This window comes from Streptomyces sp. NPDC050147 (genome assembly GCF_040660195.1).
In the GTDB taxonomy this organism is placed as follows: domain Bacteria; phylum Actinomycetota; class Actinomycetes; order Streptomycetales; family Streptomycetaceae; genus Streptomyces.
The window spans coordinates 1-18,957 of the sequence record NZ_JBFALJ010000018.1 but is presented as its reverse complement, the minus strand read 5'-3'; the positions used below and the strand labels follow the sequence as shown (position 1 = coordinate 18,957).

General features: G+C 70.3%; 17 protein-coding genes. 12 read left to right on the top strand and 5 right to left on the bottom strand.

Going from position 1 to position 18,957, the window contains the following annotated elements; translation table 11 throughout:
* The first annotated feature begins 2 nt into the window (after positions 1-2).
* The 3 genes from AB0I94_RS25700 to AB0I94_RS25690 all read left to right on the top strand — a co-directional run bounded on the left by AB0I94_RS25700 (position 3) and on the right by AB0I94_RS25690 (position 2,988).
* The gene (locus tag AB0I94_RS25700) at positions 3-1,583 is read left to right on the top strand and encodes an APC family permease (protein WP_363312004.1); all 1,581 of its coding nucleotides are present in this window, start codon (positions 3-5) and stop codon (positions 1,581-1,583) included.
* Positions 1,584-1,742: 159 nt separating this feature from the next.
* Entirely contained in the window at positions 1,743-2,408 is a 666-nt protein-coding gene (locus tag AB0I94_RS25695) for a molybdopterin-dependent oxidoreductase (protein ID WP_363312141.1), read from the top strand.
* On the top strand, positions 2,380-2,988 hold the full coding sequence (locus tag AB0I94_RS25690; RefSeq protein WP_363312003.1) for a cytochrome b/b6 domain-containing protein: 609 nt from the start codon (positions 2,380-2,382) through the stop codon (positions 2,986-2,988). The genes AB0I94_RS25695 and AB0I94_RS25690 overlap by 29 nt, the downstream gene beginning before the upstream one ends.
* 74 nt (positions 2,989-3,062) lie before the next feature.
* Here AB0I94_RS25690 and AB0I94_RS25685 read toward each other — a convergent pair whose 3' ends face one another.
* Together AB0I94_RS25685 and AB0I94_RS25680 are read right to left on the bottom strand one after the other, a co-directional pair.
* Positions 3,063-4,460: a gluconate:H+ symporter gene (locus AB0I94_RS25685; protein WP_363312002.1), complete on the bottom strand. Its 1,398-nt coding sequence runs from the start codon at positions 4,458-4,460 to the stop codon at positions 3,063-3,065.
* 45 nt (positions 4,461-4,505) lie between these two features.
* The gene (locus tag AB0I94_RS25680; protein ID WP_363312001.1) at positions 4,506-5,024 is read right to left on the bottom strand and encodes a gluconokinase; all 519 of its coding nucleotides are present in this window, start codon (positions 5,022-5,024) and stop codon (positions 4,506-4,508) included.
* Between the two features lie 189 nt (positions 5,025-5,213).
* Between AB0I94_RS25680 and AB0I94_RS25675 the strand changes: the two genes are divergently transcribed.
* From AB0I94_RS25675 to AB0I94_RS25655, 5 genes are all read left to right on the top strand, one after another.
* The gene (locus tag AB0I94_RS25675; RefSeq protein ID WP_363312000.1) at positions 5,214-5,915 is read left to right on the top strand and encodes an FCD domain-containing protein; all 702 of its coding nucleotides are present in this window, start codon (positions 5,214-5,216) and stop codon (positions 5,913-5,915) included.
* Between the two features lie 20 nt (positions 5,916-5,935).
* Positions 5,936-6,340: a YchJ family protein gene (locus AB0I94_RS25670; RefSeq protein WP_363311999.1), complete on the top strand. Its 405-nt coding sequence runs from the start codon at positions 5,936-5,938 to the stop codon at positions 6,338-6,340.
* Between the two features lie 339 nt (positions 6,341-6,679).
* The gene (locus tag AB0I94_RS25665; protein ID WP_363311998.1) at positions 6,680-9,556 is read left to right on the top strand and encodes a peroxidase family protein; all 2,877 of its coding nucleotides are present in this window, start codon (positions 6,680-6,682) and stop codon (positions 9,554-9,556) included.
* Complete coding sequence (locus AB0I94_RS25660; RefSeq protein ID WP_363311997.1) at positions 9,543-10,946, top strand: hypothetical protein; 1,404 nt, start codon at positions 9,543-9,545, stop codon at positions 10,944-10,946. The genes AB0I94_RS25665 and AB0I94_RS25660 overlap by 14 nt, the downstream gene beginning before the upstream one ends.
* Positions 10,947-11,073: 127 nt before the next feature.
* The gene (locus tag AB0I94_RS25655) at positions 11,074-11,943 is read left to right on the top strand and encodes a YhjD/YihY/BrkB family envelope integrity protein (RefSeq protein WP_363311996.1); all 870 of its coding nucleotides are present in this window, start codon (positions 11,074-11,076) and stop codon (positions 11,941-11,943) included.
* Here AB0I94_RS25655 and AB0I94_RS25650 read toward each other — a convergent pair.
* The 3 genes from AB0I94_RS25650 to AB0I94_RS25640 form a co-directional block, all read right to left on the bottom strand.
* Entirely contained in the window at positions 11,908-13,137 is a 1,230-nt protein-coding gene (locus tag AB0I94_RS25650) for an MAB_1171c family putative transporter (protein ID WP_363311995.1), read from the bottom strand. The two genes, AB0I94_RS25655 and AB0I94_RS25650, sit on opposite strands and share 36 nt — an antisense overlap.
* On the bottom strand, positions 13,137-13,640 hold the full coding sequence (locus AB0I94_RS25645) for a hypothetical protein (RefSeq protein WP_363311993.1): 504 nt from the start codon (positions 13,638-13,640) through the stop codon (positions 13,137-13,139). The genes AB0I94_RS25650 and AB0I94_RS25645 overlap by 1 nt, the downstream gene beginning before the upstream one ends.
* 166 nt (positions 13,641-13,806) lie before the next feature.
* Positions 13,807-14,478 (bottom strand): helix-turn-helix transcriptional regulator, encoded by a 672-nt coding sequence (locus AB0I94_RS25640; RefSeq protein WP_363311992.1) that lies wholly within the window; start codon positions 14,476-14,478, stop codon positions 13,807-13,809.
* Between the two features lie 963 nt (positions 14,479-15,441).
* Here AB0I94_RS25640 and AB0I94_RS25635 point away from each other — a divergent pair.
* The 4 genes from AB0I94_RS25635 to AB0I94_RS25620 all read left to right on the top strand — a co-directional run.
* Positions 15,442-16,509: a histidine kinase gene (locus tag AB0I94_RS25635; RefSeq protein WP_363311991.1), complete on the top strand. Its 1,068-nt coding sequence runs from the start codon at positions 15,442-15,444 to the stop codon at positions 16,507-16,509.
* 3 nt (positions 16,510-16,512) lie between these two features.
* Positions 16,513-17,121, top strand: a complete 609-nt coding sequence (locus AB0I94_RS25630; RefSeq protein ID WP_363311990.1) for a response regulator transcription factor — start codon at positions 16,513-16,515, stop codon at positions 17,119-17,121.
* Positions 17,122-17,398: 277 nt separating this feature from the next.
* Positions 17,399-18,847, top strand: coding sequence for an NAD(P)/FAD-dependent oxidoreductase (locus AB0I94_RS25625; protein WP_363311989.1), 1,449 nt, complete (start codon positions 17,399-17,401; stop codon positions 18,845-18,847).
* A 3-nt stretch (positions 18,848-18,850) separates the two neighbouring features.
* Positions 18,851-18,957: tetratricopeptide repeat protein (locus AB0I94_RS25620; protein ID WP_363312140.1), on the top strand; the 107-nt coding region annotated here is incomplete at its 3' end.

Sequence of the window (18,957 nt, the reverse complement as noted above, 5' to 3'; positions counted from 1 at the left end):
CCATGGCGACGGGCAGTTCGAGCAGCACGAGCGACACGAGACCCGCGAGCGGAGCCGCCGAGAGCGCTGCCGGCGGCGGCAAGATCAGCACGTACAAGGGTCAGGAGACGGCACTGCGCGCCGGCCGGCTCGGCACGGCGGGCCTCCTCCTGTCGGTGCTCGCGGCGACCGGGCCGCTCATGGTCGTCGCCGGTGTCATGCCCACCACATACGGTGTGATGGGCGTGGTCGGGCAGCCGCTGCTCTTCCTCATCCTCGGCGTGGTCCTCGGTCTGTTCAGCTTCGGGTACGCCGAGATGAGCCGGCACGTCCACAACGCGGGCGCCTTCTACGCGTACATATCGCGGGGCCTCGGCGGCACCGCGGGCGCGGGTGCCTCGCTGGTCGCGCTCGTCGCCTACAGCGTCCTGCAGACAGGGCTCTACGGCCTCCTCGGCTTCGAGGTGTCCGGACTCCTCCACACCTACTTCGACGTCGAAGTCGCCTGGTGGATACCGGCACTCGTCACCGTCGCCGTCGTCGCGGTGCTCGCCTGGCTGAAGATCGACCTGAACGCGCGCGTGCTCGGCGTGCTGCTGCTCATCGAGGTGGCGCTCGTCGTCATCTTCGACATCGCGGCCATCGCGGACCCGGCCAAGGAGGGCCTGTCCCTGCACGCGTTCAACCCCGACACCCTCACGGGCGCGGGCGTCGCCACCTCGCTCTGCTTCTGCATCGCCGCCTTCACCGGCTTCGAGCAGGCACCCGTGTACGCGGAGGAGACCGACCGCCCGCAGGTCGTCGTCGCCCGCGTGATGTTCTTCGCCGTCGGCTTCGTCGCGATCTTCTTCGCGATCAGCTCCTGGGCGCTCACGGTCGCCGCGGGCCCCTCCGGCATCGTCCCCGCCGCACAGGAACAGAGCGCGGGGCTGCTCTTCGGGCTCACCGAGTCCCGGCTCGGCGGCACCTTCACCGACGTACTCCACGTCCTCTTCGTGACCGGCATGTTCGCGGCGATCCTCTCCTTCCACAACGTGGTCGCGCGCTACGCCTTCGCCATGGGCCGCGAGGGTCTGCTGCCTGCCGCGTTCGGCAGAACCAACACCTCGACCGGCGCCCCCGGCACCGGCTCCCTGCTCCAGACGGCCATCTCCGCGCTGATCGTGGTGGCCTTCGCGGTCACCGACGACGGCGCGTTCGGCGACCCGACCGCCCCGGTCCTGCACCTGTTCACCTGGGGCGGCAACATCGGCGCCCTCGGCGTCATCCTCCTGATGGCCACCGCGTCCGTCGCGGTCATCGTGTTCTTCGTACGACGTGGCGCCGCGCGCGCCCAGGCCTGGCGCATCACCGCATCCGCGCTCGCCGCGGTCGGCCTGCTCGTCATCGCGGGCTACACCGTCAAGGACTTCGACGTCCTGGTCGGCGCGGACTCCGGCTCGGCGCTCAGCTGGGTGCTGCCCGGCATCATCCTGCTCGCCGCCCTCATCGGTGTGGCCTACGGCCTGTTCCTGCGCTCCACCAAGCCCGAGGCGCACGCGCGGATCGGTCTGGGCAACGAGGCGTTCCAGCTGGAGAAGGCGGCGAAGACGCCGGGCGAGTAGCCGCGCGCCCAGGTGTGACGAAACGCTGACGGACACCCGCGGCCCCTGTACCCGGGGGTCCGCGGGTGCTCGAATCGGAGGGTGACAACTCCCCTTCCGCACCCGCCCGAAGAGGACGGTGGCGCCGGGACACCGGTCGGCCGCCGTCTGGTCCTCGGCATGCTCGGCCTCGGCGTCGCGGGGGTGGCCGCCGCGCCACAGCTCCAGCGGGGCCTGGAATCCTTCCTGGGCGCCGCGTCCGACAAGGACCCCACGGGCCTGACGGACCTGCTCCCCAACGGCGGCGGATTCCGCTACTACTCGGTGGCCTCCTCGGTCCCGCACAAGAGCGCGTCCACGTACCGCCTGAAGCTCGACGGTCTGGTGGACCGCCCCACGGCGTACACACTGGCCGAGCTGCGCGCCCTGCCGCAGACCCGCCTGGTGCGCGACGTCCAGTGCGTGACGGGCTGGCGAGTGTTGAGCACGCCCTTTGAGGGAGTGCGCCTCTCGCGCCTCCTCGAGGCGGCAGGGGTGCGCCCCACCGCCCGCGCCGTCCGCTTCACCTGCTTCGACGGGACGTACAGCGAAAGTCTGACCCTGAAGCAGGCCCGGCGGGCCGACGTCATGGTGGCGCTGCGCATGCAGGGCAAGGACCTGGGCCACAGCCACGGCGGCCCGGCCCGCCTCTACGTCGCCCCGATGTACTTCTACAAGTCGGCGAAGTGGCTCTCCGGGATCACGCTCACGGACGAGGTGCGGCCGGGCTACTGGGAGAAGCGGGGCTACGACGTCGACGCGTGGGTGGGTGATTCGAATGGCAGGGACGACGAGCCCACGGCCTGAAGTGACGGCACGCGTACGGAGGTTCAGCCCGGCGCAGCGGTGGGTGCACCGGGTGACGGCCCTCCTCATAGGGGTCTGCGTCGCGAGCGCGGCGTGCCTGTACCTTCCGCAACTGGCCGAGCTCGTGGGGCGCCGCGCGCTGGTGGTGACCGTCCACGAATGGTCGGGCCTGCTGCTTGTGGCCCCCTTCTCGGCGGGTCTCGCCTCTCGCGCCTTCCGCGGCGACCTGCGTCTCCTGAACCGCTTCGGGCCGCACGACCGGGCCTGGCTGCGACGTGGCACCGCGCGTCGGCAGGCGGGGAAGTTCAACGCGGGCCAGAAGCTGTACGCGGGCTGGCTGGCAGGGGCGGTCCTGGTGATGCTGGGCACGGGTCTGCTGATGTGGTTCACGCACCTCACCCCGCTGGCCTGGCGTACGGGGAGCACGTTCGTCCACGACTGGCTGGCCCTGGCACTCGGCGTGGTGATCGCCGGGCATGTGGGGATGGCGTGGGCGGACCCGGAGGCGCGGCGGGGGATGCGGACGGGGTCGGTGGACGCGGGGTGGGCGCGGCGGAAGCACTCGCTGTGGCGGAGGTAGGCGTCGTACGAGCGCTGGCCGGGCTGGATCCCCAGCCCGGCCGGCGCTCGTACGAGACCTCTTGGTGAGCCCGGCTACAACACGAGCGACAGCAGCAGCACGAACCCGCCGGCCACCACGGAGATGATCGTCTCCATGACCGACCAGGTCTTGATCGTCTGCCCGACGCTCATCCCGAAGTACTCCTTCACCAGCCAGAATCCCGCGTCGTTCACGTGCGAGAAGAAGAGCGAACCCGCTCCGATGGCCAGCACGAGCAGCGCCGTGTGCGTGTCGGACATGTCCGCGGCCAGCGGTGCCACCAGGCCCGCCGCCGAAATGGTGGCCACCGTCGCCGAACCCGTGGCGAGACGGATCACCACGGCGATCAGCCACGCGAGCAGCAGTGCCGGGATCGACCAGTCCTTGGAGATCTCGAGGACCATCTTGCCGACGCCCGAGTCGATGAGGGTCTGCTTGAAGCCGCCACCCGCGCCGACGATCATCAGCACGCCGGCGATGGGCGCGAGCGACTTCTCGACCGTCGTCGAGAGGCGGTCCTTCGTGAAGCCGGCCGCACGGCCCAGGGTGAACATGCCGACGATCACCGCGGCGAGCAGCGCGATCAGCGGGGAACCGACGACGTCGAAGACGCGCTGCACGGTGTGCTCGGGGTTGTCGACGATGATGTCGACCAGGGCCTTGGCCAGCATCATCACGACGGGCAGCAGCACGGTCGCGACCGTCACACCGAACCCGGGACGCTTCTCCAGGTCCTCCGAAGGACGCTGCGGCATCATCTTCTCGGGGGCGGGGACGTCCACCCACTTCGCCGCGTACTTCGAGAAGACGGGTCCGGCGATGATCACCGTCGGGATGGCGACGAGCACGCCGAGCGCCAGCGTGATGCCGAGGTTCGCGTCCACCGCGTCGATCGCGACCAGCGGGCCGGGGTGCGGCGGGATGAGGCCGTGCATCACGGACAGGCCGGCCAGGGCCGGGATGCCGATCCGCATCAGCGAGTAGCTGCCGCGCTTGGCCACCATCAGGACGACCGGGATCAGCAGCACGATGCCGACCTCGAAGAAGAGCGGAAGACCGATCACCGAGGCGATCAGGACCATCGCCCACGGCATCGAGCGCCCGCCCGCCTTGGCGAGGATCGTGTCGACGATCTGGTCCGCGCCGCCGGAGTCGGCGAGCAGCTTGCCCAGGATCGCGCCGAGCGCGATCAGCACACCCACACCCGCGACCGTCGAGCCGAGACCCGCGGTGAAGCTGGCGATCGCCTTGTCGAGCGGGGCGCCGGCGAAGGCACCGAGGGCGAGCGAACCGATGGTCAGGGCCAGGAACGCGTGCAGCTTGAACTTCGTGATGAGCAGGACGATGACGGCGATGCCCGCGAGGACGGCGATACCCAGCTGGGCATGGCCAGCGGAGGTGATCGGCTCGACGGCGTCCGCTGCCAGCATCTCAACGCTGAGACTGGGCACGGTGTCTTCCTTGTACGTCAGGGGAGGGGAGCGGGGACAGGGGGACTACTGGTCGAGTCGGCTGAGCGCCCCGAAGGCCCGCTCGCTGATCTCTTCGGGAGTGCCGGTGACGTCGACGGCGACGCCCGCCTCGTCCGCGCCGAGCGGCTGCAACGTGGCGAACTGCGAGTCGAGCAGGGCCGTGGGCATGAAGTGGCCCTGACGGTGCGACATCCGGTCCTCGATGAGGGCCCGGTCACCGGTGAGGTGTACGAAGACGAGGCTGTCGACGCCGGGGGCCGCGGCCCGCAGCCGGTCGCGATAGCTGCGCTTGAGCGCCGAGCTGCTGACCACACCGCCGAGTCCGGCCCTGCTGTGGGCCCAGGCACCGATGGCGTCGAGCCACGGCCAGCGGTCGTCGTCGGTCAGCGGGGTCCCGGCCGACATCTTGGCGATGTTCGCCGGGGGGTGGAAGTCGTCGCCCTCGGCGTAGGGAACGCCGAGCTGTGCCGCGAGCAGGGGGCCGATCGTTGTCTTACCGGTTCCTGCCACGCCCATCACTACGACGACGTGGGGGGTGCTCATCGCTGTCCTGCCTCGCTGTCTTCTTCGACATCGGTCCGAAACGAGCCATCGGTCCGGAACGAGCCACGGGACGGGGGAGACCCGTGGCTCGTTCACGTCACTGAAACCCATTAGGTCTGACAAATTCAAGAGTCTGTGACACAAAAGTCTGACTTTTTGTTCCCGAGGTTCCCCACATACCCTGACGACATGACCGATCAGGCCCGTGGGCTGCACGCTCGCGTACTGGAAAGCCTCGGGCCCGCCATCACCGGGGGCGAGTACCCGCCGGGCAGCGTGTTGCGCACGGACGAGCTGGCCCAGCGCTTCGAGGTGTCACGCTCCGTCGTGCGCGAAGCGGTGCGGGTCCTGGAGTCGATGCACCTGGTCGAGTCCCGGCGCCGGGTCGGCGTGACGGTACGGCCCACCGCGGAGTGGAACGTCTACGACCCCCAGGTCATCCGGTGGCGTCTGGCCGGCGCGGACCGGCCGCGCCAGCTGCGCTCCCTCACGGTCCTGCGCTCGGCGATCGAACCGGCAGCCGCCGGGCTCGCCGCCCAGCACGCCACCCCCGAACAGTGCGCGGCCCTCACCGAATGCGCCCTCGGCATGGTCGCCACCTCGCGGGGCCAGCAGCTCGAGGGCTACCTCTTCCACGACATCAACTTCCACCGGATCATCCTGAACGCGTCGGGCAACGAAATGTTCGCCCGCCTCGGCGACGTCGTCGCGGAGGTCCTGGCGGGCCGCACCCACCACCAGGTCATGTTCGAGGACCCGGACCCGGCGGCGGTCACCCTGCACGTCAGGCTCGCGGAGGCGGTGCGGGAGGGCGATCCGGCGCGCGCGGAGGAGCTGACGCGGGAGATCGCGGTGGGAGCACTGCACGAGCTGGACATTCTCGCCCCGTAGCGTCGGGGACAATGGTCGGCATGTCCCGACGTGCCCCCCACTCCCAGACCACGTGCCCCTGCGGCCACCCCGAGCCGTACGAGAAGTGCTGCGGACGGCTGCACAAGGGTGAAGCCGTCGCAGCCGTTCCCGAGGAGCTGATGCGCTCCCGGTACTGCGCCTTCGCCGTCCGGGACGAGGCGTACCTCCTGCGCACCTGGCACCCCCGTACCCGGCCGCCCCGCGTCGAGTTCGACCCGGGCATGCGCTGGGTCGGCCTGGAGATCCTGGACACGACCGACGGGACGGCGTTCCACACCACCGGCACGGTCGAGTTCCGGGCCCGCTACACCGACGGTGGCCGCCCCGACGCGCTGCACGAGCGGAGCCGCTTCGAGCGCCTCGACGGGGCCTGGGTGTACGTCGACGGAGCGTTCATCGACTAGCGGCAGGCCCGCCTGCGTACGGCCCGCGAGGCGCGCGCCCACCCATCACGACCGGCCACCGGCGTGCCCCGCTCCTGGGGTCGCTGTGAGAGAAGTCCCCAGAGGGGCAGCCGGACGATCACCCGCGCCGCGTCCCACGCCCGCCCCCGGGCGCCCGACATGCCCAAATACCGCCGCCCGTCTGCCTGTTCGACGCCCGGACCGTGCCCAGCACATAGGCGGGAACCCGCGCTGTGGCCGTCCGGTGCCGCCAGTAGCGTCCTAGAGCCCTGTCGTCGCACAGGGCTCCAGGTCCTGTCCCAGCCCCGTCCCGTACGCCTGCTGCGAAGGAAGCGCCTGATGGCCGACACCGGACAGTACGAGCAGACCTACGAGCGATACGTGGGCGGCAGCCCCGAGGCGGAGCACCGCCTCTTCGAGCGCCTGGCCCACGAGATCATGAAGATCCAGGCGAAGAACCGGCGCACCAGCGACGCCGGTTCCCTCGCGCGCACCCAGCACGCGAAACCCGCGCTCGGCGTGGAGAACGCCCGCCTCACCTTCCGCCAGGACCTCCCCGAGGCCCTGCGCGGCGGCTTCGCCCAGCCGGGGGCCGAGTACGCGGCGACCGTGCGGCTCTCCAACGCCAGCGGCACCCGGCAGCCCGACGCCGTGGCCGATCTGCGCGGTGTCGCCCTGCGCGTGACGGTGTCCGCCGAGGAGAGCCACGACCTGATGGCCACCAACTTCCCGGTGTCGCACGCCCGCGACGCCCGCGAGTTCGTGGCCTTCGCCAAGGCCATGGCGGGCGCGAACACCACGCTGCAGAAGGCCTTCGGCCTGTTCGTGAAACTCCCGCTGGCCGTCGGTCTCTCCACCGCCACCCGGATGCGGCGCAACATCCAGGCCGCCACCCGGCACAAGGTCGACAGCCTCGCCAAGGAGACGTACTGGAGCCGCGGCGCCATCCTCTGGGGCGACGCGGGCCCCGTCCGCTACCTCCTGCGCCCCGTCGTGGGCAGCGCCCCCGAGCCGAAGCCCGAGCGCCGCGACCCCGGCTTCCTGCACCGCGAGCTCGCACACCGCCTCATCACGTCCGACGTCGCCTTCGACCTGTGCGTGCAGCGGTACGTGGACGAGCAGCGCACGCCCATCGAGGACGGCTCCGTGGAGTGGAAGGACACCGTCGCGCCCGCGGTGCCCGTCGCCCGCCTCACCGTGCCCAGCCAGGACGTGGCCACCGCAGAGGCGCAGGCGGCGGCGGGCCGGGTCGAGGAGCTCGCCTTCAACCCCTGGTACACCACCGACGAGTTCCGCCCCCTCGGCAATCTCAACCGCGCCCGCAAGGCCGCGTACGAAGCGAGCGCGGCCCACCGCCAAGGCCTGCGCTTCACCACCGAGGAGCCGCTGCGCAACACCGTCCTCGGTATCCCGGTCGGCAGGTTCTTCGCCGCCCTCAACCGCTATGTGCCGTGGCACAGGCTGCCGTTGACGGCGAGCCTGCTGAACCTGGTCTTCCTGCGCAAGGCGCTCCGGCGCCTCAACCTCATCGACACCGACGTCCACGAGGCGCCCCCGAAGGCCGTCCGCGTGCCGCCGCCGGTCGACGAGCGGCTGCGCACGGCCCGGTCGTACGACGGGACGTACAACGACCTCTCCGCGCCCTCCATGGGCGCCGTGGGCGCGGCCTTCGGACGCAATCTCAAGCCGGACTACCGGCCCGACCTCTTCGACACCCCGAACCCGGTCACCGTCAGCCGCACGCTCTTGCAGCGCGACACCTTCGTGCCCGCGACCTCGCTCAACATCCTGGCCGCCGCCTGGATCCAGTTCCAGGTCCACGACTGGGTCAACCACCGCCGCCACCCCGTCGGCGGCAAGGCCGTCGAAGTCCCGCTGCCGCCCGGCAGCACCTGGCACAACACCCCCGGCGGGCCGCCCGAGAACGTCATGCGCTTCGCCGAGGACGAGGGCGTCCAGCTCCCCGGCAACCAGCCGCCGATCCTCTTCGCCAACACCGCGTCCCACTGGTGGGACGGTTCCGAGGTGTACGGCGCGGACGAGCGGACCGCGAAGTTCCTGCGCGAGGCGGGCGGCAGCGCCGACCTGCGCCTGGAGGACGGCCACCTGCCCACCGGCCAGAACGGCATCCCGCTCACCGGCTTCAACGAGAGCTGGTGGCTCGGCCTCAGCGCGATGCACACCCTCTTCGCCCGCGAACACAACGCCGTCTGCGCGGCCCTGCGCCGCGAGTACCCCGCGATGAGCGAGGACAGCATCTACCACACGGCGCGTCTGGTCGTCTCCGCCCTCATCGCCAAGATCCACACGGTGGAGTGGACACCGGCGATCCTCGCCACCGAAGCCATGGACCTCGGCCTGCGCACCAACTGGGAGGGCCCGCCGGACAACTGGCTGAACAAACTCGGCCTGTGGCTCCTGGAATCCCACTCGCTGACCGGCATCCCCAAGACGCTGCCGGACCACCACGCGGCGCCGTACTCCCTCACCGAGGACTTCGTCACCGTCTACCGGATGCACCCGCTGATCCCCGACGACTACGTGATGCGCGAGCACCACTTCGGGCAGCGTCTGGAGAGCCTGACCTTCCAGGACATCCAGGGCGGCGCGGCGGAGGCCGCCATCCGCAAGACGGGCCTGGCCGACACCCTCTACTCGCTGGGCATCGCCCACCCCGGCGCGATCACCCTGAACAACTTCCCGCGCGCACTGCAGCGCTTCGAGCGCGACGGCGAGATCATCGACCTGTCGGTCGTCGACCTCGTCCGGACCCGCAGGCGGGGCGTGCCGCGCTACAACGACTTCCGCGCGGGTCTGCACAAGCCGCGCATCCGCCGCTTCGAGGAGCTGAGCCAGGATCCCGAGACCGTCGCGCGCCTCAAGGACGTCTACAGCTCCGTCGACGAGATCGACACCGTGGTCGGCCTGTTCGCCGAGAACCCGCCCACCGGCTTCGGCTTCAGCGACACCGCCTTCCGCGTCTTCATCCTGATGGCCACGCGGCGCCTGCAGAGCGACCGCTTCCTGACCGTCGACTACCGCCCCGAGATCTACACGCCGCTCGGCATCGAATGGGTCGAGAAGAGCGGCATGAAGTCCGTGATCCAGCGGCACGCCCCGGAGCTCTCGGGTCTGCTGCCGCGGGACGCGAGCGCGTTCGCGCCGTGGCGGCAGGTCAAGCCGGTGCGGGACGGAGGCAGCGATGCCACCGAGTGAGGCCGGATCCGGCGGCCGGGAGAACGGCCACCACCCCGGGCTCGCCGACCTCTTCGTACGCCCCCTCCTGGAGACGGTCTGGCGCCGCCGCACCCACCGGGTGAGCCGCGGCGCCACCGTCCCCGCCGGATCGATGAGTTACGTCTCCAAGGACCCCCCGCAGCCGCTGACCGAGCTGGAGGAAGCGGTCCTGATAGCCCTCACCGGCTGCACGGGTCTGACCATGCCCGACCGCCCCTTCGAGGACCCGCGCAACGGCAAACCGATCATGGCGAAGCCGAACCTGACCATGGCGGGGCGCACCGCGGGCAGCCCCGACAACGCGCAGGGCACGCACTTCTTCCTGATCAACGACACCGGCACGTACTACCTGAGGAAGCTGCCGCCGGCACCGGAGGAACCCTTCGACGACGCGACACTGACGGCCCGCGCACGGGAAGCCAAGGTCAAGGTCCTCGACCACCGTCTGGACGTGGCGGAGGGCATGCGGGACTTCCCGGCCTACCTGGACTCGAACCGCTTCCTGTCCAACCTGCCGGGCACGACGGTGCTCTTCCCGGTGGTGGACCTGTCCCACCAGTACATCAACGCCCTGATGTACCTGCTCACCCAGCCGGACGGGGCACGGCCCACGCTGGTGGACGACCGGAACTTCTACCGTCCCGCGGGCGTGAAGAAGTGGATCAAGAACGGCTTCCTGAACGAGAAGCTGAAGCTGCCGCTGGGTGCCCTTGGCCCGCTCCGCACCCAGATCGAGGCGGACCTGCTGCTCCAGAACCTGATGCTCGTCGCGGACGCGATGGGCCTCGGCGCCTGGATCCATGCCTCCATCAACCCCCAGATCGCCCTGGGAGACCCGAAGTTCTCCCGCGCCTACGGCAGGATGCTCGGCTTCACCTTCGTCACCCCGCGCTGGCGCCCCGCCGACGTGTGGCGCTGGCACATCCCGCTCCCCAAGTACGCCAACGTGCGCTCACATCCGGTGGGCCTGAAGGCGCCGGACGGCGAGCAACTGATCTCCGCGACCTGCCCACCCGCCTTCGCGTCGATGTCCGACGCGGTGGACGCGGTGATCCACGAGAAGTTCGGCCCGGGAGGCGTCTACGGCGACAAGGACGTCTTCACCCGCATCTACCGGGAGGACTACGGCCGGCGCTACCTCGCCGAGGCGAGCGAGTACGAGGAGCGGGTGATCGAGTGCGCCCGCGACATCTGCACGTACATCCTGCGCACCCACCGCCGCTTCCCCGCACACACGGACGCGATCCACGTCCCCGGAGTCTGGCTGCAGGCCCACCACGTGGAGAACGAGTACTACGACAAGTACTTCACGCAAGGGCTCACACCGGCGCATCGCCGCCACGGGGGACTATGGGACGACCAGGGGTAATGCAAGTGATCCAGGTGTTCCGGGCGAGCGCGTACGCCTGGACGGGGGACGGCGGACGCCTCGGCCAGGGGCCCGTTCGGCGGAACGCGGGACGGGCTCCGCGGCGATTGCGGGAATGCGATCGGACATGCCCCCAGCACCTGGTGAGCCGCCGGACCACGGCGCCTCCGCGCACCACAGGAACCGGCCCCCGCGCCTCCATCGCCGCCTGCTGACCTCCCCGCTCGTCGGGCTGGTCTGGAACCGCGGCCGTGAGATGGAGCTGATGCACCGAGCCATGGGCTTCGCGGCGCTCAGCTTCCTCACCCTCGTGCCCCTCCTGGTCGTCGTCGCCGCGGCCGACCTCGGGAGGGGAGAGGGCTTCGCCCGATGGCTGGTGCAGGGGCTCGGGGTGTCCGAGGTGCCGGAGGAGGAGATCGAAAGACTCTTCGGCGCTCCGGGACAGGCGTTGCGGCGGACCACGGCGCTCGGCCTCGCCGCCCTCGCGGCGTTCGGCGTGACCTTCGGATCAGCCGTACAGACCGGCTACGAACGCGTCTGGGACCTGCCGTCGGCACGCTGGCACACCATGTGGCGCCACGTCGTCTGGCTGGCCGTGCTGGTCTTCGTTCTGCTGCTCTTCGTCACCACGCCCTCACCGGAGGAGTCGTCCGCCGCCGAGACCGCCCTCGTCGCCGCGGCCGACACCATCGGGGTGTTCCTCTTCTTCTGGTGGTCGCAGCGGATGCTCCTCTGCGGCCGTATCCGCTGGCGTGCCCTGGCCCCCGGGGCCGCCGCGACCGCCTTGGGGCTGCTCGGGCTGCGGATCTTCTCGCAGTTCGTCTTCTCTCCGCTGATCGCGTCGAGCGCGGTGACGTACGGCCCGTTCGGCACCGTGCTGATCCTGCAGTCCTGGCTGGTGGGGGTGGGCTTCGTCGTCTACGGCGGGGCGCTGGTGGGCCGCCTCGTGCATGAGCGGCGGCTACGGCGCGGGCTGCCGGCCGGCGGACCGAAGTGACCACCGGCCGTCGGGGTGCTGGAGTGCGGTGGCCACGCGGACCAGGTGGGCTCGTTCCTCCGCCGGTGGGACCGAGGGCAGGGGAGCCGTGGGGGTGGCAGGCCGGGGTGGAACGCCCTGCCGTTTGCGGGTGATGGCATCGATGAGCATGGCGGCCGCGCATGCGGCGGTGAGGTCCGGCTGGGCGGTGGTGGAGGGAGCCGACCGCAGGACGCGCTCCGCGGGCCCGGGTCGCATCCAGGGGTGGAGGGCGTGGATGGCGTCGGAGATCTCCATGATGCGGCGGGGCAGATACCACTTCGTGACGTTGAGGGCGAGCTTCTCCGTGAGGGGGCCTGGGGGAGCGAGTGCCAGGCGTGGATCGCCGGCCTGCATGGTCAGTTCCCACAGGGGGTGCAGTGTGCGGAAGTCGCGGCGCTCCTCGATCCAGGCGTCCAGCGCTGGTGCCAGGTAGCCGTACTGCATGAGAAGGGTGCCGGCGCCGCTCAGGAGGGGCGCGCCGAGGTGGAGTACGTCGATGTGGTGGGCGCCGAAGGAACTGGCCGTCAGCGGCGGGAGCTTGAGCGCGAACGAGGAACCCAGGAGGAGCGCCCCGATCTGAACCGCGCGCAGGCCGCGGTTGATGGAGGGACGCTCGTACTGGCGGACCTGGCGGACCTGGCGGATCTTGCTGCAGTGGTGGGCGGTGGCAAGGAGGGGAGCGGCGATGGCCACCCAGGTGGTGGCGAAGAAGCACACCACCAGGGGGTGGGTGTCGACGGTGATGCGCTCCGCCCCCAAGTCCCGCGGGTATCGGAAGGCAACCATGAAGTAGAGCGCGGCCATGGCGATGCCGAGCGGCGGGTACAGCGTGGCCGGGCGCACCGGTCGGCGCGGCCTTGGGCGGGGGAAGCCGTCGTGGTCCTGACTCCAGAGCCGCACCAGAACGTGCGAGTTGATGGCGAAGCCGAAGATGCACAGGTAGATCAGCAGGGTGGCGAGCGTGGGGATGCCGGAGACGGCTCCGAGCCGGCGGTAGACGGCCGGGTACATGAGCAGAAAGGAACCGGCAGCCAGCAGGGTTCCCCAGGCGAGGACGCTCAGCGAGCGGGAGGCGTGGTTGCGCAGCGCGAGCATCTTGCTGGCCGCCGTCATGACCGACAGGCCACTGAGGAGAAAGTAGAGGGTGACGTAGACGGTGTTGAGGACCGTCATCAGACACCGGTTCTGCGATGGGCCAAAGAGGCCGCGAGCCGAGCGTTGCCGATCTGATCCGCCCGCAGATCCAGCATGGTGACCAACTGGGTGGCCACCACCTCCGCCTCCCGTTCCAGCGGAGACCCGTAGTGGGAGCGCCCCATGAGGACCCCGCGGACGACGTCCGGACGGATCCCGGGCAGCAGCGTGCGCACGGTGGCGCTGTCGAACAGGGCGCCTTGCTCAGGAGTGTGTCCGCGCCACAGGTGCACGAGCTCATGGCAACCGGTCAGGATTCTGTTCAGAGGTGAGGCACTGTCGCCGATGACGATGACATCGCGGTGGGCCAACTGCGCGCAGAATCCGTTGAGACCGGAGGGAAGCCGGCGATAGGTGACCTCGACCGGTCTGTCCCGTGCTCGTGCCACCGCATCGACAACATCCTTTAGCACGGGCAATTCCGGGAGATCGAGTTCCCGAATGAGTCGTATTGCGCGCCGCCGCTCACGGCCGATTCGCATGGTGCCCCCCGTAGTGTCTGGACGCTCGTGGTCTGGTCAGGACCACGTGCGAGTGATCTTATGACCACTTGCCTGGACTTAGGCACGGGGGCGAAATCTTGGGCACGGGGAACGGCTTTTATGGCCGGTCAGCCTGTTTGCCAGTGCGATGCCGGCGGTGCCGGGGCTATGAGGCGGTGTCGTGCGCGGGCGGGTCCGCGAGCAGGCTCTCGATCGCGGCCGCGACCTCTGACGCCTGCCCCGGGGGAAGGCCGGCCATGCGGAACGCGACCTGCGCGGCGGCGGGACTGTGGGAGATGCGGCGGTAGGCGGCCAGGGCCTTGAGGGTGTCCTCGAGTTCGATGGCCACCGGCTCGCTGCTGTCGTAGGTGAGGGCTTCTCTGCGGACGCCGAAGTGGTGGGCGATGGAGCCAAGATCATCGGTCAGGAGGGCGTCGATGCCGACCCGGAGGAAGGCGGCCAGCGGCGCCAGCTTCGACAGCGTGGGCTGGCTGTGGCCTTCCAGCAGCTTGTCGAGATACGTCGACGACATCCCCGAGGCCCTGGCCGCCGCGCGCAGCGAATAGCGCTGCCCGTGCTCGTCGACGCGCTGTGCCAACAGGTGGTTGAGGCGGTCGGTGAAGCGCGCGGAGATGTGCTCCTGCGGAGGGTCGCGGTGCAGGGGTTCGAGCGGTCGCCCGCTGCGAAGGCCGGCGATCCGGGCCACTGCCACGCCCGTGGCCTCGGAGACTTCCTGATTCGTCCATGGCCGGCCCAGCCGGGCGGGTACGACGTTCTGGAACAGATGCTCCAGACGCTCCGACACGCGCTGAGCCAGCTCGTCACCACTGTCACTCACAACCAAGCTCCTTGTCTGCCCAGGGCGTGGGGGGTCAGGGGAGTCTAGAGGCCCTCCAACCGCTTGACATGGCGGCTCCCTCCTATCGGGAAGAACTGCCCGATGCCGGGCGGGCCTTGGAGAGCTCCATGAGGGTGCCATTAATAGTTGACACTTGTGAGCGTGGCCAGTGAGGATTCGGTGCGAACGGCAGATCGGGCGGATGCACCTCCAGCACGGCATGTTCAGGGGGATTCTTATGTCTACTTACCGGCTTCATGTGCCGAGAGGCGCGCATCTCGCGCCGCCCGACACCCGGGTGCGCCCGCGGCTCGCCGCGCCGCCCGGCAGGGGAGATGTGACGGCCCGTCGTGGCGTGGCGTCCTCCAACGACCGTGCGCACGGCGGGTGTTCGCCCCGGACGCGGAAATCCCTCTGAGCCGGGCGCCCGTGCCCACTGCGCCGGCCCGATGGTCCGTGAGTCGCGATGCCCCCCACGGCAGGCGCCCCTCATGCGGGGGCCATTGATCACGTCGGCTCCGGATGCCGACCCCTCAGCGGGTGCGTGCCCTCTCTGATGCGCTCCTGACCGGGCGGAACACGGACCCCGGATGTGCCACCGCCCGTCAGGGTGAGGCCCGTTCCGTCCTCGCGGCCGAGCTGATCAGTCGACCTGAGGGGTTGGCGCCCCCGCGGGTCGGGCGCCCCCATCTCCCCGCCTGCCTCAAGAACGTGAACGGCCAACCGCCTTGCGCCGGCCGGCCCGACGAGGCCCGAATTCTACCTGCGTGATGCACCTACCTTGTGAGGCTCGACTTGCCCCCCACGCCCGAGTCCTGGCCGTACCCGTCCTTCGCACCCGCCCCGCTCCCTGACCGGGATGCGCGTCGGGCTCCGCTGGAACCCACGCAGTGGCACACCACACGCCAGGATGCCGAAAGGTTCGCGAGGCGCACCCGGCGGGGACTCACCATCTGCCTGACCGTGCCCCTCCTGGTCTTCGTCCTGATCGCGGAAATGCCCGATCCACACCCCGTCCTCGGGCTCGTATCGGTCCTGTACGCCCTTCACCTGGGGGCTCTGCTGCGTCCGGTGTGCACCGGAAGCCGCTACCCGGTCCCACCGCTCGCCCTGCTCGCCCCCACCTTCGTCTGGTTGGCCGGCCTCTGGCTCCTCCCCTACACCGGTGCCTTCACGCGGGCGGAGGTCGTCCCGCTCTCCGCGATGGCCGTCGTGCCCGCGGCCGTCGCGGCGGCCGAGTTGTCGCTGCGCGTCCAACTGGTCACCGGCTCCACGTGCCTCGTGGTGGCCGCCGCCGTCAGCCCCGGTCCGGTGACCTCGGCGCTGGTCGCCGGGGGGATCTTCCTGACCATCATCATCGCCGTCCGCGGCGTGATGCGACCCGTCTCCGTCATCTCCCGGCTGGGGGCGGCCGCGGACGTGGCCGCCCTGCACGCGGTGGCCGAGGAGCGGCTGCGGATGTCCCACGATCTGCACGACACGCTGGGGCGGCACCTGGCCGTCATCGCTCTGAAGTCCGAACTCGTCGCCCGTACAGGTGAGTTGCGGGAAATGGAGGAGGTGCAGGTGTTGGCGAGGGCGTCACAGAGTGAGCTGCGGGCGGTGGTCAACGCCGTACGTACCGCGTCACTCGACGACGAGCTGGAGGGCGCACGCTCCCTGCTCCAGGCCTTCGGCATCCGGTGCGACGTGATCGACGAGGGCTGCGGCCCGCACGTGCCCCGCGAGGTGCGGGAGGTCCTCGGCTGGGCCGTACGGGAAGCGGCCACGAACGTCGTGTGGCACGCGTCCGAGGCCACTGCCTGCACGATCACGCTGGCCCTGTCCGGTGTGGGGGAGGGGAGGGAGTGCGTCCTGCGGGTGGAGAACGACGGCGTGCGTGACCTGCAGGGCCAGGAAACGGAGCTCGGTACGGGCATGAACGGGCTGAGGCGGCGCGTCACACCGCTGGGAGGACGCCTGGAGCACGGCACTCAGCCGCACGGCGCCTACTGCCTCCTGGTCACTGTTCCCCTTGCGCGAGAGGTGTGAGGCGTGCGGATCCGAGTTCTTCTGGCCGATGACGAGAAGATGATCCTGGGGGCGCTGTCCGCGTTGTTGGCGGCGGAGGAGGACCTGGAAGTGATCGGTGAGGCGACAGGTGGGGTGGCGGCGTCCGAGATGGCGAGGAAGCTCGTCCCGGACGTCTGCGTACTGGACTTGAGCATGCCCGACAAGGGCGGCATCAGCGTCATCCGAGATCTGCGGCACGCCCAGCCTTCCATACGGTGCGTCGTGGTCACCTCCCACACGGCGCCCGGATATCTCGCCTCGGCGCTGTCGGCGGGAGCCTGGGGTTTCGTACCGAAGACGACGTCCGCGAGAGAACTGGCCGTCATCGTCAGGACGATTCATCGGGGCGCCCGCTATGTCGATCCGGAGATGGCCGCCAAGGCGATGTCGGTGGGGGCGTCCCCGCTGACCCGGCGCGAGACGGACATCCTGGCGCTCTCGGCGGACGGGGCGCCCATAGACACGGTGGCAAGGCGCGCGGTCCTGTCGCCCGGGACCGTACGCAACTACCTTTCGAAGATCGCCGGCAAGCTGGAGGCGGCGAACCGGCATGAGGCCGCCCATGTCGCGCGTCGGCAAGGCTGGATCTGACCGGCGTGGTGTCCGTCACATCTTCTGCGTCCGCAGCGTCCGCGGCACCGATCTCCGCGGCGAATTCGCAGGTCAGGGCGGCAACTGCGACATGGACCAGGGTGGCATCCGTCATGTCGGAGCCGTGACGCATGTCAGACGTTCAGAACGGGCAACTCCGCTTGTCGATGTGATCTGCACCATGACGAGGACTTTCGAGTGCTGCTTGTATCCACTGCAGGTGACCGACGGAGACTCCCGTACGAGCCTTCCGTGAGACCAGGAAGAGGGGCATCCCATGCCGGATGCGGTGATCGTCGGTACGGGCCCCAATGGGCTCGCCGCCGCTGTGACGCTTCTACGGGCGGGGCTCAGCGTCGAGCTGTACGAGGGGCACGACACACTCGGGGGCGGTCTGCGCACCGAGCCGCTCTTCGACTCCGACGTCGTGCACGACATCTGTGCCGCAGTGCACCCCATGGCGGCCGCGTCCCGGTTCTTCCGGGAGTTCGACCTGCCCGCGCGCGGCGTCGACCTGCTCCAGCCGGAGATCCCCTACGCCCATCCGCTGCTGGGCGAGGACACCGTCCTCGCCCACCGCGGCCTCGCCGAGACGAGCGCCGGACTCGGCGCGGACGGCGAACGCTGGCGGCGGCTCATGACGCCGCTCGCCGCACACAGCCAGGGCGTTGTCGACCTGATCCTCTCCGGCCAGCGCGGCATCCCGAACGACCTGGCGGCGCCGCTCCTCCTGGCGCCCAGGGTCCTCGCCCACGCCACCAGGCTGCCTTTCCGCACCGAACGGGCTCGCGCCCTGCTCACGGGTGTCGCCGCGCACGCCGTCGGCAGACTCCCCTCGCTGGCCGCCGGTGCCGTCGCCCTGCTCCTGGGCCACCTGGCGCACACCACGGGATGGCCCCTGCCCAGGGGCGGCAGCGCCCGCATCGCCGACGCCCTCGCCGCGGACATCGCCGCGCACGGCGGCCGCATCCACACCGGCACACCCATCAAGGACCTCGGCGAACTCGGAGACGTACCCCTGGTGTTGCTCGACACCAGCCCCAAGGGGCTCCTGGAGATCGCCGGTGACCGACTGCCCGCGCGCTACCGCCGGTCCCTGGAACGTTTCCGGTACGGGCCCGGGGCGTCCAAGGTCGACTTCCTGGTGTCCGGACCCATCCCGTGGGCCGACCCGGAGACCGGCCGGGCGGGCACCGTCCACCTCGGCGGCACCCGCGCCGACATGTTCCGTACGGAATCCGCGGCCGTACGCGGCACCCAGGACCCCGAGCCGTTCGTGCTCCTCGTCGATCCCGCCGCGACCGACCCCGGTCGGGCGGTCGGCGGCAGACGTCCCGTCTGGGCCTACGCCCACGTTCCGCACGGCGACCGGCGAGACCCCGTCGACCTCGTCCGTCGCCGCATCGAGCAGTACGCACCCGGCTTCGGTGACACCGTCGTCGCCGCGCGCGGCGTGAGCGCCGCCGATTACGAGACGTACAACCCCAACTACGTCGGCGGCGACATCGGCGCCGGAGCCATGACCCTGCGCCAATCGCTGCTGCGCCCCGCCGCGAAGTGGGACCCGTACAAGGTCCCGGTGCCCGGCCTGTATCTGTGCTCGGCCTCCACGCCACCGGGCCCCAGCGTGCACGGAATGTCCGGCTACCTGGCCGCGCTCTCCGCGCTGCGCCACGAACACGGCATCCGGACCCCGCCGTCGCTGCGCCCGCACGGCAGCACGTGACGCATGACGAGAGAAGGAGGGGCCGGCTTCGACGCGGTGTACGACGCGTTCCCCGGCGAGCCCGCGCCCAAGCTGGCCCTCGGCGTCTGCGCGGAGGTCCTCGAACAGCT